The organism is Chromobacterium haemolyticum, assembly GCF_009936155.1.
Classification (GTDB): Bacteria; Pseudomonadota; Gammaproteobacteria; order Burkholderiales; family Chromobacteriaceae; genus Chromobacterium; species Chromobacterium haemolyticum.
Genome location: NZ_AP019312.1, coordinates 3425879 through 3440871, shown reverse-complemented (window position 1 = coordinate 3440871; position 14993 = coordinate 3425879). Strand labels below are relative to the sequence as shown.

The 14993-nt window shown below is 63.0% G+C and carries 11 protein-coding genes and 3 tRNA genes; 8 read left to right on the top strand and 6 right to left on the bottom strand.

Features of this window, described 5'->3' with window-relative positions:
- Positions 1-239 precede the first annotated feature (239 nt).
- Together GYH29_RS15710 and GYH29_RS15705 are read left to right on the top strand one after the other, a co-directional pair.
- Positions 240-1682 (top strand): sensor histidine kinase, encoded by a 1443-nt coding sequence (locus tag GYH29_RS15710; RefSeq protein ID WP_118268084.1) that lies wholly within the window; start codon positions 240-242, stop codon positions 1680-1682.
- Positions 1679-3286 (top strand): diguanylate cyclase domain-containing protein, encoded by a 1608-nt coding sequence (locus GYH29_RS15705; RefSeq protein WP_161524101.1) that lies wholly within the window; start codon positions 1679-1681, stop codon positions 3284-3286. The genes GYH29_RS15710 and GYH29_RS15705 overlap by 4 nt, the downstream gene beginning before the upstream one ends.
- A 54-nt stretch (positions 3287-3340) precedes the next feature.
- On the opposite strand, the gene GYH29_RS15700 is transcribed toward GYH29_RS15705, so the two are convergent.
- From GYH29_RS15700 to GYH29_RS15690, 3 genes are all read right to left on the bottom strand, one after another.
- Positions 3341-3416, bottom strand: a tRNA-Ala gene (locus tag GYH29_RS15700).
- A gap of 8 nt (positions 3417-3424) precedes the next feature.
- Positions 3425-3500: transfer RNA gene (locus GYH29_RS15695), tRNA-Glu, on the bottom strand.
- A 7-nt stretch (positions 3501-3507) separates the two neighbouring features.
- A tRNA-Ala gene (locus GYH29_RS15690) sits at positions 3508-3583 on the bottom strand.
- A 466-nt stretch (positions 3584-4049) separates the two neighbouring features.
- On the opposite strand from GYH29_RS15690, the gene GYH29_RS15685 reads away from it, so the two are divergent.
- Complete coding sequence (locus GYH29_RS15685; RefSeq protein ID WP_019101516.1) at positions 4050-4391, top strand: H-NS histone family protein; 342 nt, start codon at positions 4050-4052, stop codon at positions 4389-4391.
- A 237-nt stretch (positions 4392-4628) separates the two neighbouring features.
- On the opposite strand, the gene GYH29_RS15680 is transcribed toward GYH29_RS15685, so the two are convergent.
- Positions 4629-5393: an FCD domain-containing protein gene (locus GYH29_RS15680; RefSeq protein ID WP_019101515.1), complete on the bottom strand. Its 765-nt coding sequence runs from the start codon at positions 5391-5393 to the stop codon at positions 4629-4631.
- 164 nt (positions 5394-5557) lie between these two features.
- On the opposite strand from GYH29_RS15680, the gene GYH29_RS15675 reads away from it, so the two are divergent.
- The 5 genes from GYH29_RS15675 to GYH29_RS15655 all read left to right on the top strand — a co-directional run bounded on the left by GYH29_RS15675 (position 5558) and on the right by GYH29_RS15655 (position 13217).
- Complete coding sequence (locus GYH29_RS15675) at positions 5558-6298, top strand: (Fe-S)-binding protein (RefSeq protein ID WP_161524100.1); 741 nt, start codon at positions 5558-5560, stop codon at positions 6296-6298.
- Positions 6295-6999, top strand: a complete 705-nt coding sequence (locus GYH29_RS15670; RefSeq protein ID WP_043590223.1) for a LutC/YkgG family protein — start codon at positions 6295-6297, stop codon at positions 6997-6999. Before GYH29_RS15675 ends, GYH29_RS15670 begins: the two co-directional genes overlap by 4 nt.
- On the top strand, positions 6996-8459 hold the full coding sequence (locus GYH29_RS15665) for a LutB/LldF family L-lactate oxidation iron-sulfur protein (protein WP_118268083.1): 1464 nt from the start codon (positions 6996-6998) through the stop codon (positions 8457-8459). The genes GYH29_RS15670 and GYH29_RS15665 overlap by 4 nt, the downstream gene beginning before the upstream one ends.
- Positions 8456-11347 carry an FAD-binding and (Fe-S)-binding domain-containing protein gene (locus GYH29_RS15660; RefSeq protein ID WP_174243645.1) on the top strand — a complete coding sequence of 964 codons (2892 nt, stop codon included), beginning with the start codon at positions 8456-8458 and terminating at the stop codon, positions 11345-11347. The genes GYH29_RS15665 and GYH29_RS15660 overlap by 4 nt, the downstream gene beginning before the upstream one ends.
- Positions 11348-11588: 241 nt before the next feature.
- Complete coding sequence (locus tag GYH29_RS15655; protein ID WP_085951925.1) at positions 11589-13217, top strand: lactate permease LctP family transporter; 1629 nt, start codon at positions 11589-11591, stop codon at positions 13215-13217.
- 212 nt (positions 13218-13429) lie between these two features.
- On the opposite strand, the gene GYH29_RS15650 is transcribed toward GYH29_RS15655, so the two are convergent.
- Complete coding sequence (locus GYH29_RS15650; protein ID WP_019103496.1) at positions 13430-13897, bottom strand: hypothetical protein; 468 nt, start codon at positions 13895-13897, stop codon at positions 13430-13432.
- A complete protein-coding gene (locus tag GYH29_RS15645) occupies positions 13873-14577 on the bottom strand; it encodes a winged helix-turn-helix domain-containing protein (RefSeq protein WP_051002747.1) in 705 nt (234 codons plus the stop codon). Before GYH29_RS15645 ends, GYH29_RS15650 begins: the two co-directional genes overlap by 25 nt.
- Positions 14578-14993 lie beyond the last annotated feature (416 nt).

Below are 14993 nucleotides of genomic sequence, written 5' to 3'. Positions count from 1 at the left end.
GGCCACGCAATGCGTGGCCTTTTTCCATTTCCGCGCGTTCGTCGCGACCTTTTCCCTGTTTCTCGCAGCCCCGGCGCGCCTGTCCCGATTGATTGCGCTAAGCAATTTTAACAGTTTGCTTCCTATTTCATACGTCATATAACACAAGCTAATGGCAGGTTGTCTGTCTTGCCGGCGCGCTTGGGCGTGGCCATTTGGGGTTGCGCGAGGGGTTGGGCGGCGCGGCGTGAGGAGGCTGGGTGACGGAATTTCTGGTGGGTGGAGACGGTGTGCTGGATGACGCTGAACGGCTATTGTCCGATGTGCTGGAGGCGGTCCCGGTGGGGCTTGCTCTGATTGACGGCCAGATGCGTTATCGAATGCTTAATCAGCGTTTGGCGGAAGCCAACGGCTTGCCACGCTCCGCTCATCTGGGTCGAGGCGTGGCGGAAATGTTGCCACGGATCGGCGAATATTTGGAATCGCTGATGAGGCGGGTGATAGAGAGCGGAGAGCCGGTGCTCGATTTCTGCGTCAATTCCAAGGTGGGGCTTGGCGACGAGGGTGTGGTGAGAGAGTGGCAGATCAGCTATTTGCCGTATCGCGCATCGGCGGGCGAGGTGGTGGGGGTAGTGGCCGTGGTTCGGGATGTGGCGGCGGAGCGGCGCGCCGAACGTCTGCGCGGCGAGGGCGAGGCCCGTTTGCGCATGGTGGTGGACTCCGCCTTGGACGGGCTGGTGATGATAAATCAGAGCGGGCGGATCTTGATGGCCAATCATCGGGCGGAGGCGATGTTCGATTATCTGGGGGTTGGCATGGAGGGCCTCATGATTTCCAGTCTGGTGCCGGAGCGGTTTCGCGATGGCCATGGACGGTTGATCGAGAGCTACATGAGCCGTCCGGAGGCGCGAGAGATGGCGCGTCAGCAGGAGATTTTCGGGGTGCGGCGCGATGGAGGCGAGTTCCCGGCGGAAATCGGTCTGACCCCGGTGCGCGACGGTGGAGAGTTGCAGGTATTGGCCACCATTACCGACATTAGCGCGCGCAAGGCGGCGCAGGCCAGTCTGGAGCGGGCGTTGAAGGAAAAGACGGCGCTGCTCAACGAGGTGCATCATCGGGTTAAGAACAATCTGCAAGTCATTTCCAGTCTGCTTAATCTGCAAACGCGCTCGGCGCCGCCGGAGGCGGTGTCGGTGCTGACAGAGTGTCAGAATCATGTGCGCGCAATGGCGTTAATCCATCAGCTGTTGTATGAGCACGGCGATTTTTCTCGTATCCACGTGGGCGTCTATCTGGAGAGGTTGACCCAGTTGCTAAGCGGCAGCGTGTCGGACGCCGGGGTTCGCTTGCGTTGTCGCGGCATGGATGCTGTGGTGTACCTGGGCATGCAACGGGCGATTCCCTGTGGCTTGCTGGTGAACGAGCTGGTGACCAATGCTCTCAAGCATGCTTTTCCCGGTCGGCGCGGCACGGTGGAGGTGGCGTTGGAGCGGGAGGAGGGCGGGCGTTGCCGGATTCTGGTGTCGGACGACGGGGTGGGTATTCCCGAGTCAGTGAAGCTGGGGGAGGTGAGTTCGCTGGGTTTTCGCCTGATTCCCACTTTGGTGGGGCAGTTGAAAGGCGTGGCCAGGCTGTTGCGGCCCGAGGCGGGCGGTGCTTGTGTGGAAATCGTGTTCAGTGACGAGCCGGAGAACGCGGAATGAATATGGGCAACGGTTTGTTGATTGTTGAGGATGAGGGAGTGGTGGCGCTGGATTTGCAGACCAGCCTGGAGTCTTTGGGGTACCGGGTGCTGGGGGTTTGCGCCAATGCGGATGACGCGGTGCGACGGGCAGAGGCGGATCAGCCGGATCTGGTGTTGATGGATATTCACTTGGACGGCGATGTGCCGGGAACCGAGGCGGCGCGCGTGATACGCGAGCGCTTTCAGATTCCATCCATCTTTCTGACGGCTTACGCCGAGGACGATATGCTGCGCAACGCGGAAGTCAGCGCGCCGTACGGCTATTTGCTGAAGCCTTATCAGTTGCGCGAACTGAATGCCTCGGTGCGTATGGGATTGGCGCGGCGCAGGGCGGAGGTGGAGGAGCAGCGGCAGCGTCGTCGTTTGCGCATGGCGGTGGAGGCGGCCCGTTTGGGGGTGTGGGAATGGGGTGGTCGGCGCGGCGAGATGGTGTGGGTGGAGGAGTTTCTGGACGCGTTTCCATTCTCCGTCGCGAAGAACGGACGGCCTGCCCTGTTGGGCATGGCGGAGGCCGAGGCCGCCGAACTGGCTCGGGATCTGGGGTCGGGGCGGGCCTTGCAGAAAACGGTGAAAATCAACGCGGAGGGCGCGGTGAGGTGGGTTGAGTTGTGCGGGCGCAACTTTGCCGCGGAGGGAGAGTCGGCGCGTTGGGTGGGCGTGGCGCGGGACGTGACGGAGGCGTATCTGAGCGAAGTCAGGCTGAGGCAGGCCAGTGTGGTGTTCCAGGCCAGCGCGGAAGGCATTCTGGTGTTGGACCACGCGCGCCGCATTGTGTCTGCGAACGAGTCCTTTTACCGTTTGACGGATTTGAGCGCGGAGGAGGCCTTGGGGGAGGATCCGGACGTCTGCCTGCATGTGGAGCCGCACGGAGAGGCTTTTTACCGCCGTTTGGAAGGCGAGAGGTATTTTTGGCAGGGCGAGGTGATGTGCCGTCGCCGGAATGAGGTCTTTCCCTGTTGGCAGCATGCGTCGGTGGTGAGGGACGTTGAGGGAAGGGTGAGCCACTATGTGCTGGCGATCTCCGATATTTCGGCGATCCGCGCGGCGGAGGCGCATATTCACTTTCTGGCCTATCACGATCAGTTGACCGGCCTGGGCAATCGCCACTTTCTACAGGTGGAGCTGGAGAAGGAGATCATCAGAGCCAAGCGCCGTAATGAATGCATTGCGCTGCTGTTTATTGATCTGGATGGTTTCAAGGCGGTGAACGACGGCTGGGGGCACGAGGCGGGCGACGCGTTGCTGGTGGCGATGGCGGAGCGTCTGAGGCAGCATGTGCGCGGAGAGGATTTGGTGGTGAGGTTGGGTGGGGATGAGTTTCTGGTGGTGGCGCCCGGTCTGGATCGGGAGGGGGCTTGCGGCGTCATGGTGAGGCGATTGTTGACGGTATTGGCGCAGCCGGTGGCTTTGGATGGCGGAGAGTGCTCGGTGTCCGCCAGCATTGGCGTGGCTTTTTTTCCGGAAAACGGCGGGGATCTGGGTGGTTTGCTGCACGCGGCGGATCGGGCGATGTACGAGGCCAAGCGGGCGGGGAAAAACGAATTCAGGATGGCGGCTGAGTAATATTTGAGCCGAAAAGAATAAAAGCCGAAATCTTTCGATTTCGGCTTTTATATTTGGTGGAGATAAGCGGGATCGAACCGCTGACCTCTTGCATGCCATGCAAGCGCTCTCCCAGCTGAGCTATACCCCCGGTATTGCTGGCGTCCCCACGGGGATTCGAACCCCGGTTACCGCCGTGAAAGGGCGATGTCCTAGGCCTCTAGACGATGGGGACTGAATTGTGGTGGAGATAAGCGGGATCGAACCGCTGACCTCTTGCATGCCATGCAAGCGCTCTCCCAGCTGAGCTATACCCCCACGTATTGTCTTGCCCCTTCCCGGCTTATCCGCCCGGTCGGTCTCGACAGGAAGCGAACTATACCTAGGCTTTTCAGGCTGCGCAAGGCTTTTCTAAAAATATTTTCCCAGACGGCGGTGGGTGGTGAAAGAAGGCAAAGGGGGGAAGAGGCCGGGCTTTCATGCCATTGGTTTTGGAGGAAGCGGCCTGCTCGCTGACTACACCGTTCCGGGAGCGGCAAAGTCGTGATTTCCTAGGAAAAATCAGTTTTTTCCTATTCCAAGCCATTGGGGTGATGGAGATAGAATATTCAAAGAAAAACAATTTGCCTCCCGTATTGGCATAAAGAGTTAATGCCGGATGGCATTAAAGCCTGGGTCAGAACGACGGCTAATGATGGATGGCATAGACATGAGAATTGAGAGACAACGGTTGGCCGGAGTTGGTAACGGAAGTGGAAATCCGGCAAAGCTTTAGGAGGCGTGTATGCATAAAAAAGTATTGATCAACGAGGAGTTGCTGGATTCCTGCTCGGATCAGGCGCTGAAGGACGCGGCGGTTTTTCTGTTGAATACGCTTACCGACCGCATTCAGCTGCGTCAACAAAAAGGGATAGAAGAAATTGAGCGGCTGGCGATGGCTTACGGCTTGATTCTGCCCAAGCTCTACGCCAAGAACGGTGTAACGCCAAAGTACCAGAACCCGGCAATGCCGCATCAGACTTGGTCGGGCCGAGGCCGGCCGCCGGTTTGGTTGGTGGAGGCTGAAGCGAGGGGGGAGGACCGGGAGCGCTTCGTGATCAAGAGTCAGAAGAAGTTGCAGGTATAGTAAGGCAGAGAGCCCGCCGTTGTCGCGCCGCGCCCCTGCTGGCGCGCGCCGGCGGGCTCATCGCGGTTCATTGTTTCGCCAGCGAGGGAGAGACCAGGCGAAAACGGCTGAGAACGCGGTATGGTCAAGCGGTACATGAGCATTTCGAAGCCGGTTTCAACGTCCGTTATCTATCCATCCCGCCGCCGCGCAGCAGACCATGAATAGGCTCTAAGCGTAGCAGGCTTTGAACTGGCGTTAAGGCTCCAGATGCTCCAATCGCATGCGCGCCCGCGCATCGCGTTCCGCTTGCCGCCTCCTGCTTTGCAGTGTGGTGGCGACAAAGTCCAGATGTTGCTCCACCGCTTGCTGCGCGGCGTCCGGCTGCTTGTCGCGGATGGCTTCCCAGATGGCCAGATGCTGCGCGCGCAAGGCGTCCGCCACCTCCCCCACGGCGAACAGATCAGCGATATTGTCCTTGACGTGCCGGTGCAGCATGGCAAGCAGGCTGCCGCTCAAATGCGCGAACAGCACATTGTGCGAGGCTTCCGCCACGGCTTGGTGAAAGCGCACGTCGGCCTGGGCCTGTTGCGCCAGGTCTCCTCCGTCGTAGGCGTCCTGCAATTGGCTCACGCAATGCTCCAGCCTCAGCAAGTCCGCCGGCGTGGCCCGGCTGGCCGCGCCGCGCGCCGCCGCGCCTTCCAGCACTCGCCGGAATTCCAGCAAATCGCCGTGCAAATCCTGATGTTGGTTCAGCAGCTTTTCCCAGGGGTCGGAAAACGCGGTTTCCAGCCGGTCCGTCACCCAGGTGCCGCCGCCCTGACGGCTGCTGAGCAGGCCGCGCGACGCCAGTTGCTGTATCGCTTCGCGAAGCGAGGGACGGGACACGCCGAACTCCTCGGCCAGCTGTCGTTCCGGCGGCAGGCGGTCCCCCGGCTTGAGCACGCCGTCCAGGATGCGTTTTTCCAGTTGTTCGACGATGACGTCGGAGAGTTTGGGGATGTTCAGTTTGGGATAGGCCATGGCGCCGGGCTTGTTCGTTCAGCGAAAGTGGTCAGACCAGAGTGAGTGCAGCTTACCACAGCCGAATGGGGAATCCGCTATCGTCATATTGACGGAGTCAAGCAATCACTCTAGAGTTATTTTAATAAATATAATTGGTCTTACCAATTTACAAAGGAAATCGGATGAAGCCTGCCAACGTCTATCTGTTTGGCACCTGTCTGCTCGACCTGTTTTTGCCGCAGGCCGGCGTGGACGCCATCGTCCTGCTGGAAGGGCTGGGCTTGCGGGTGCACTTTCCCCAGCGTCAGAGCTGTTGCGGCCAGCCGGCTTATACCAGCGGCCACCCGGCGAAAGCGTTGGCGGTGGCGAGGGCGCAGCTGGACTGCTTTGCCGAGGACTGGCCCATCGTGGTGCCGTCCGGTTCCTGCGGCGGCATGATCAAGCACCATTGGCCCAAGCTGTTCGCCGGCCAGCCGGATGAGGCGCAGGCCTGCGCGGTGGCCGCGCGGGTGGTGGAGTTCAGCGACTTTCTGCTCAACCATCTGGACTGGCGGCCGCAAGATCTGGGGCCGAAGGTGAAGGTGGCGGTGCACACCTCCTGTTCCGCCCGCCGCGAGATGAATGTGCATCTGTCCTGTTGGGCCTTGCTGGAGCGTCTGGCCAATGTCGAGAGGGTGACGCACGACCATGAGTCCGAGTGCTGTGGTTTTGGCGGCACGTTTTCGATCAAGCACCCGGATATCGCCGGGGCGATGGTGGCGGACAAGGCCGCCGCCTTGCAGGACAGCGGCGCGGTGGAGTTCATCACCGCGGACGGCGGTTGCCTGCTCAATATCAACGGCAAACTGGCCAAGGAGGGCAGGGCGTTTCAAGGCCGGCACCTGGCCAGTTTTCTGCTGGAGCGCGTGGGAGGCAAGGCATGAGCGCCCGCGACGCCATCCTGGCCAAGCTGCGCGCCGCGCCGCGCCAAGAACTGCCGCGGCCGGAGCTGGACGCGCATTTCCGGCGCTTTGCGCCGCCGCAGCACAGCCTGGCCGCTTTGCGGGGCTGGGCGCAGGCGATGCGGGCGGTGAAGACCGAAGTGTTGTGGGTGCGCGCCGACGATTGGCACACCCGCTTGGCGGTATGGATCGCGCAGCGGCGTCCGGCGTCCTTGCTGCTGTCCGACACCGCGCACGGCCGCCGCGCCGAGGCGGCGCTGCAACACTTGCCGACGCCGCCGGCTTTACGTTTCTTCGACCGCGAGGTGGATGGCTGGAAGGCCGAATTATTCGAGATCGAGGCCGCGTTCACCACGGCGCGTTGCGGCATCGCCGCCACCGGCACCCTGGTGCTGTGGCCGGACGCGCAGGAGCCGCGGACCATGAGCCTGGTGCCGCCGCTGCACATCGTCTTGTTCGACACCGCCACGCTCTACCCTGACTTCTACAGCGCGATGCGCGTTGAAAACTGGCAGGACGGCATGCCCACCAACGCCTTGTTGATTTCCGGGCCGTCCAAGACCGCGGACATCCAACTGACGCTGGCCTACGGCGCGCATGGGCCGCGCGAACTGCTGGTGCTGGCGCAACTGCCGGAGCACATCGATCCGGCGCAGTTGGAGCAGGAGGAGGCCTGGCCATGAGCGAGCACAAGATCGAACTCTATCCATCGCGCCAATTCAAGCAGCAGGCGCGCGCGGCGCTGGCCGACGGCGAGCTGCGCCACAGCCTGCGCGGGGCGATGGATTTTCTGATGGCCAAGCGCTTGTCGGCCTTTGACGACCCGGCGGAGCTGGACGCCTTGCGCGCCTTGGGCGAGGCCATCCGTCAGCGCTGCCTGTCGCGCTTGCCGGACTTGCTGGAGCAACTGGAGGCGCGGCTGAGCGCCAACGGCGTGCAAGTGCACTGGGCTGAGACCGCGGACGAGGCCAACCGCATCATCCACGGCCTGGTAGAGGCGCGTTCCGGCCGCTTGATGGTCAAGGGCAAGTCCATGGTCAGCGAGGAGATTGAACTCAACCATTATCTGGAAGCGCGCGGCGTCGCCGCGGTGGAAAGCGATATGGGCGAGTACATCGTGCAGCTGGCCGGGGAAAAGCCCACCCACATCATCATGCCGGCGATACACAAGACCAAGGCCGACATCGCGCGGCTGTTCCACGACAAGTTGCCGGACACGCCGTACACCGAGGACGTGGACGAGTTGATCCAGATAGGCCGCGGCGCGCTGCGCCGGCATTATCTGGACGCCGACGTGGGCCTGTCCGGCGTCAATTTCGCGGTGGCGGAAACCGGCACCTTGTGCCTGGTGGAGAACGAGGGCAACGGCCGCATGTGCACCACGGTGCCGGACTTGCACATCGCCATCACCGGCATTGAGAAAGTAGTGGAGAAGCTGGCCGACGTGCCGCCCTTGTACAGCCTGCTGACCCGTTCCGCCATCGGCCAGCCCATCACCACCTATTTCAATATGATCAGCGGGCCGCGCCGCGCCGGCGAAAAAGACGGCCCGCGCGAGGTGCATCTGGTGCTGCTGGACAACGGCCGCAGCCAGGCCTACGCCGACGCGCAGTTGCGCAAGACTCTGCAATGCATACGCTGCGGCGCTTGCATGAACCATTGCCCGGTTTACGCCCGCATCGGCGGCCACGCTTACGGCACCACTTATCCGGGGCCGATAGGCGAGATCATTTCGCCGCACCTGCTGGGCCTGGAAAACACCCGAGACCTGCCCACGGCTTCCAGCCTGTGCGGCGCTTGCGGCGAAGTCTGCCCGGTGAAGATTCCCATTCCCGAGATGCTGATGCGGCTGCGCGAAGAAAGCCAGCGTCCGGCCGACGAGGCGGTCAGCCATCCCTTACGCGGCCAGGGCGCGGCGGCGAGCGCGGCGGAGCGGCTGGCCTGGAAGGGCTGGCGGCAGGTCCACGCCTCGCCGCGGCTATACCGCTGGTTTGGCTGGGGGGCCACCCGGCTGCGCAAGCTCGCGCTTGGCGGTCAACTGGGATGGACCCAAAACCACGCGCCGCTGACGCCGGCGCCCAAGACCCTGCACGAGCTGGTGCGCGAACGCGAAGCGCGTCGCGGCGGCGGGGAGCGGCCATGAGCATGAGTCCAGCGCATCAGGCTTTCCATCGGGATCTGCTTCAAATCATGCCGGCGGCGCGCATCCACACCGATCCGCTGTCCACGCTGGCTTACGGCACCGACGCCAGCTTCTACCGGCTGCGGCCGCAAATCGTCGCCCGCGTCGACTGCGAGTCGGAAGTGGCGGCCATCCTCGCGCTGGCGCGCCGCCACCGGGTGGCGCTGACTTTCCGCGCCGCCGGCACCAGCTTGTCCGGCCAGGCGGTCAGCGATTCGGTGCTGGTCTTGCTGGGCGACGGCTTCAACCACGGCCAGGTATTGGACGACGGCGCGCGCGTCCGGCTGGGGCCGGCGATGATAGGCAGCCACGCCAACGCCTTGCTGGCGCCTTACGGCCGCAAGATCGGCCCGGACCCGGCGTCGATCAACAGCGCCAAGATCGGCGGCATTGCCGCCAACAACTCCAGCGGCATGTGTTGCGGCACCCGCGACAACAGTTATCACACCTTGGCGGCGATGCGTTTGTTGTTGTTGGACGGCGCCGTGCTGGACACCGGCGACGCCGCCAGCGTGGCGGCTTTTCGCCAGTCCCACGCCGCGCTGCTGGCCGGCTTGTCCGGCCTGGCCGCCGAACTGCGCGCCGATGAGGCGCTGGCCGAGCGCGTGCGCCGCAAATACCGGCTGAAGAACACCACCGGCTACGGCATCAACGCCTTGCTGGATTTCGACGATCCGGTGGACATGCTCAGCCATGTGTTGATCGGCTCCGAGGGCACGCTGGGCTTTATCAGCGAAATCACCTTCCACAGCGTGGTCGAGCATCCGCACAAGGCGTCGGCGCTGCTGCTGTTCGACGCGCTGGAGCCCTGTTGTCGCGCGGTGTCGGCGCTGAGCGCGGCCGCGGACGCCCACGGCGTGGCGGCGGTGGAACTGATAGACAGCCGCAGCCTGCGCGCCTTGCACGGCAAGCCGGGGCTGCCGGATTTTCTGGCGCGGCCGTTTGGCCCGGACGAGGCCTGTCTGTTGATTGAGGCGCGGGCCGGTTCCGAGGCGGAACTGGAGCGCCATTGCGCGGAGATAGAGGGTTTGCTGGCTGGTTTCGGGCCGCGCTTGTCCAGCGGCTTCAGCCGCGAGGCCGCGGTATGCGACAGCTATTGGGCCTTGCGCAAGGGCTTGTTCCCGGCGGTGGGCGCGGTGCGTCCGCTGGGCAGCACCGTGGTGATCGAGGATGTGGCTTTTCCGATTCCGCTGCTGGCCGACGGCGTGGCCAGGCTGACCGCCTTGTTCGACCGCCACGGCTATCACGAGGCGCTGTTGTTCGGCCACGCGCTGGACGGCAATCTGCATTTCGTGTTCGCGCCCAGCTTCGACAATGAGCGCGAGGTGGCGCGCTACGACGCCTTCATGCAGGACGTGAGCGCGCTGGTGGCCGGCGAATACGACGGCTCGTTGAAAGCCGAGCACGGCACCGGCCGCAATGTCGCGCCCTTTGTGCGTCAGGAATGGGGCGACGCCGCCTGGAACATCATGCGCCGCATCAAGGCCTTGTTCGATCCGGACGGTCTGCTCAATCCCGGCGTGATCATCACCGACAACGACCGGCTGCACCTGGAAAACCTCAAACCCCTGCCGGCGGCCGATCCTGTCGTCGACCGCTGCATCGAGTGCGGCTTTTGCGAGGCGGCCTGCCCGTCGCATGGGCTGACGCTGAGCCCGCGCCAGCGCATCGTCGCCTGGCGTCGCATCCAGCAGTTGAACCGCGACGGCGACGCGGGGGAAGAGTTGGCCGCGCTGCGCGCCGATTTCCGCTACCGCGCCATCGATACCTGCGCCGCCACCGGCATGTGCGCCACGCGCTGCCCGGTGGGCATCAATACCGGCGAACTGATGAAACGGCTGCAAGGCCCGTCGCCGCGGCCCCGCGCCGCCCGCTTTGCAGCCCGCCACATCGGCGCCGCCGCCGCCGCCGTTCGCGCCGGCCTGGCGCTGGCGCATCTATTCGGTCCGGAGCGGCTGCATCGCATCAGCCTGCGGCTGCGCCGCCGCCATAAGGTGATTCCCCTGATTCCGGCGCATCTGCCGCGGCCGGCCGGCCGTCTGCCCGCCGCTATTGGCGGCGACGGCGAGCCGGTGGTGCTCTTTCTCAGCTGCGTCAACCGAGCGCTGGCCGTCGACGCCGCCGGCGGCAACGCGGCCGCGCCCACCTTGGCGCTGTTGCGCCGCGCCGGCTTCAACCCCCGCTATCCGCCCGGCCACGACGGCCTGTGCTGCGGCCAGCCTTTCGTCTCGTCCAATGCCGCCGAGGCGCTGGACATCAGCCAGAACGCCTTGAACCGGGCGCTGCTGACGGCCAGCGAAGACGGCCGGCATCCGGTGTATCTGGACAACGGGCCGTGCGCGGCGCGCATCCTGTCCGCCCAACGTCAAGGCCGGCTGGACGCCAGGCTTCGGCTGTTCGACGCGGCCCGATTTCTGGAGGCTTTCGTCGCGCCGCGGCTGGCGGTGACGCGCAAGCTGGAGCAGTTGGCGCTGCACATTCCTTGCAGCGCCGCCGAGATGGGCGCGGCGGAGGCGCTCACGCGGCTGGCCGGCCTCTGCGCCGAGCGGCTGACGGTGCCGGACATCGCCTGTTGCGGCTTTGCCGGAGATAAGGGCTTCACCGTGCCGGAACTGAACGCGCACAGCTTGCGGCGCTTGCCGCCGGCCTTGCCCCCCGGCTGCCGCCACGGCGTGTCGATGAGCCGCACCTGTCAGATCGGCCTGAGCGAACACGCCGGCTTCGAGTACCGCGGCATCGAGGCGCTGCTGGATTTTTGCACCACCCCTGGAGCGTATTTGCGATCTAGCGAGCTAAGGCGAGACGAGGCGAAAACGGCTGAGAAAGCGGAATGTACAGATGGTACATGAGCATTTCGAAGACGTTTTCAACGCGGTATCGCCGACGCGTAGCAGATCGTAAACAGGTTCTAAAAGCGGCCCGCTATGAAGGCCGCATCGTTGGCGCCGCCGTCCGGGAGGACGGCCGGCTCCGAGTTGAAACGCCCGTAAACATCCTTCCCTGAGCGCATTCCGTCCACACGGCCGCGGCTAGCCCGCCGCCGCGCGGCGTCCCGTGCGCGCAAGGAGAAGGAGAGACTACAGAGGAGACATCATGGTTTGGACCCAAAACTACTTTCCGTCCGGAGGCATGGCGCTGTCGGCGCTGATGGCGGCACTGCCGATTATTTTCTTTTTCCTGGCGCTGGCGGTGTTCCGGCTCAAGGGGCACGTCGCCGGCAGCCTGACCGTGTTGCTGGCGCTGCTGGTGGCCACGCTGTTCTACGGCATGCCGGCGGACATGGCGCTGGCGGCCGCGGGTTTCGGCTTCGCCTACGGTCTGTGGCCCATCGCCTGGATCATTATCGCCGCGGTGTTTCTGTACAAGATCACCGTCAAGACCGGGCAGTTCGACATCATCCGCGCTTCGGTGTTGTCGGTGACCGAGGATCAGCGTCTGCAGATGCTGCTGGTGGGCTTTTCCTTCGGCGCTTTTCTGGAGGGCGCCGCCGGCTTTGGCGCGCCGGTGGCCATTACCGCCGCGTTGCTGGTGGGACTGGGCTTTAATCCCTTGTACGCGGCCGGCCTGTGTCTGATCGCTAATACCGCGCCGGTGGCTTTCGGCGCGATGGGCATCCCCATTATCGTGGCCGGCCAGGTGACCGGGCTGGACCCTTTCGCCATCGGCGCCAAGGCCGGCCATCAGTTGCCCTTCTTGTCGGTGTTGGTGCCGTTCTGGCTGGTGATGATGATGGACGGCCTCAAGGGTGTGCGCCAAACCTGGCCGGCGGTGCTGGTGGCGGGGGGCTCTTTCGCCGTCACCCAGTATTTCACCTCCAATTACATTGGGCCGGAACTGCCGGACATCACTTCGGCGCTGGTGAGCCTGGTGTGCCTGACGCTGTTCCTGAAAGTCTGGCAGCCGCGCGAGATCTTCACCTTCGCCGGCCGCCGCGCGCCCAGCCCGCGCCAGGCTTCCGGCTTTAGTCTGGGACGTATCGCCCGCGCTTGGGGGCCGTTCCTGATCCTGACCGCGCTAGTGACCTTGTGGAGCCTGAAGCCGTTCAAGGCGCTGTTCGCCAAGGGGGGCGCGCTGGAGCATTGGGTGTTGAAGTTCCACGTGCCGCATCTGGACAATCTGGTGATCAAGACCGCGCCGATCGTGGCCGTGGACAAGCCTTACGAGGCGCTGTACAAGCTGGACCTGCTGTCGGCGGTGGGCACCGCTATCTTCGTCGCGGCATTGCTGTCCATTGCGCTGCTGCGTTTCCGGCCGGCGCAGGCTGTCGCCGCCTTCGGTGAAACCCTGGCCGAACTGAGGCGGCCCATCTTGTCCATCGGCATGGTGCTGGCCTTCGCTTTCGTCGCCAATTATTCCGGCATGTCCAGCACGCTGGCGCTGTGCCTGGCCAATACCGGAAAGGCCTTTCCTTTCTTCTCGCCTTTCCTTGGATGGCTGGGGGTGTTCCTGACCGGCTCCGACACCTCGTCCAATGCCTTGTTCTCGGCCTTGCAGGCGTCCACCGCGCATCAATTGGGCGTGTCCGACATCCTGCTGGTGGCGGCCAACACCACTGGCGGCGTCACCGGCAAGATGATTTCGCCGCAATCCATCGCCGTGGCCTGCGCGGCGGTGGGCTTGGTGGGCAAGGAGGCGGACCTGTTCCGCTTTACCCTCAAGCACAGCCTGATCTTTTGCAGCCTGGTGGGGGCGATGACTTACGCGATGGCCTACTTCTGACAGACAGTCTCAAGACCCGGCGGGCCGGTGGTGCCGACCCCGCCGGGTTGAGGCCTGGTTTGTCGTGAGAACCTGTTTACGATCCGCTGCGCTTCGTGAGACGCGACACGGTGAGTACCGCTTCGAAATGCTCATGTACCACATGATCATTCCGCTTTCTCAGTGGTTTTCGCCTTGTCTTGCTCGTGCTCGCGAGATCGTAAACAGGCTCTTTAGAGAATTTCCTGGTTTTCGCAGAAAAAGCTGATCGAGTCGAAATTGACTTGGGTGACATGGTTGGTGACCGGCACCATATTGATCAGGTGACGGGTGCCGATGTCGAAGATGTGGTATTCGCTGGCCAGGCTACCGTATTCGGACGGCGATTTGGTCTTTTTAACGATGGTGACCGCGTTGGCTTCTCCGTTCCACCCGTAGCTGGTTTTGAACTGCAGCAGACGGTTGATGTAATCGCCGGTGGGCGAATGCAGGAAGAAGTGGATGGTCTCGTTCTTCATGTCCAGGTCGATGAATCCGCTGGTGGTGGCGACTTCGCCGCTGTGGCGCGGGAAGCGCAGCTCGGAGATGCGAGCGGTGCAGATGGTGCGGCTGTCCATGATGTAGTTGCGGCTGGCATAGCCCAGGTAGAGCGCGACCAGAAACAGTCCGAGAGCGATCAGAAAACGATTTTGTTTTTGCAATTGAGATCGCTCCCGTATTTCTTGTCGCACAGATAGCTCGCCGTGCACTTGCCGCTTTTGATGTAGAAGGCGTCGCCGCCGCTTTCCGGCAGCTTGGGCGCGTCGCGGTAGACATTGCCCACCACGAACAGGCTGCGCGCGCCGTCGCGCATTTTATGAATATTCATTTGCGGAATCCACCAAGAGGCATGCCAGCCCAGCAGCAGGCCTAGGGCGATGATAGCCAGCGCGGCCATTGCCTGGCGGCGATCAATGCGGGCCGGCAAACGCCAGCGGGTTTTGCGACGGTGTGGCGCGGGCGCGGGGCTGCTCTCCAGCGGTCCGGCTTCCGTCGCCGGCGACGGGCCGTCGGCGTCCGCCTCCGCCTCCGGTTCCAGTAAGACGAAGGCGCCGACGAATTGGCAGCCGCGTCTTGGAATGGTCTTGATGATCTTGGGGTCTAGGCCGCTTTTCTCAAGCTGCGCGCGCAGATCGAACACCAGCTTGTGATAGCTGGAGTCTGTGACGATGGTTTTCCCCCATACGTTTTCAATTAGCTCGTTTTTTTCGAACAGCCCGGAGAGCAAGAGCTTGAGCAGCAACGCTTCGTTGTACTTCAAGATGATCTTGTCTTGATCCCAGGGCAGCAGGCTGCCTTCATCAGGGTCGAAGACGACTTTGTCTTCAATATGGAATCTCATTTTTATAATCTTTCTGTCCACGCGAAGGCCGGTATTGGAAAATTTGATATTACGGCCAATAGCGGGGTCGGCGATATTTTAAATTACCCCATAGGTAATTTGCTCTAAATCGATTATAGATAGCAATACCCAACTGCCAAGCTGGCCTTGCCAAGTGGTGCTGCGGGGGAGCCGAAAGGTAAGCGGAAATGACAAGAGCGCCGGGGGCGCTCTTGGTTTGACGTGAAATATTTTCCAACAAAATCCGCTTCTTTTCAAGAGGATGGCTGTCGCCGCAGCGCGGGTCGTGGGCGCGGGCGCGCGGCGAAATCTGCTGGAACTCAGGCCTGTTGGGCATTGCCGCCGGGATGGCGGCGCTGGGGAATGATGCGTATTCGACGTGGCCTGTCCGCAACGAAAACCATGAATTTGGCAAA

Coding starts and splice junctions, on each gene's coding strand:
- GYH29_RS15645 (WP_051002747.1), bottom strand. CDS start 14,577: ATGAGATTCCATATTGAAGACAAAGTCGTCTTCGACCCTGATGAAGGC.
- GYH29_RS15705 (WP_161524101.1), top strand. CDS start 1,679: ATGAATATGGGCAACGGTTTGTTGATTGTTGAGGATGAGGGAGTGGTG.
- GYH29_RS15685 (WP_019101516.1), top strand. CDS start 4,050: ATGCATAAAAAAGTATTGATCAACGAGGAGTTGCTGGATTCCTGCTCG.
- GYH29_RS15675 (WP_161524100.1), top strand. CDS start 5,558: ATGAAGCCTGCCAACGTCTATCTGTTTGGCACCTGTCTGCTCGACCTG.
- GYH29_RS15665 (WP_118268083.1), top strand. CDS start 6,996: ATGAGCGAGCACAAGATCGAACTCTATCCATCGCGCCAATTCAAGCAG.
- GYH29_RS15680 (WP_019101515.1), bottom strand. CDS start 5,393: ATGGCCTATCCCAAACTGAACATCCCCAAACTCTCCGACGTCATCGTC.
- GYH29_RS15670 (WP_043590223.1), top strand. CDS start 6,295: ATGAGCGCCCGCGACGCCATCCTGGCCAAGCTGCGCGCCGCGCCGCGC.
- GYH29_RS15660 (WP_174243645.1), top strand. CDS start 8,456: ATGAGCATGAGTCCAGCGCATCAGGCTTTCCATCGGGATCTGCTTCAA.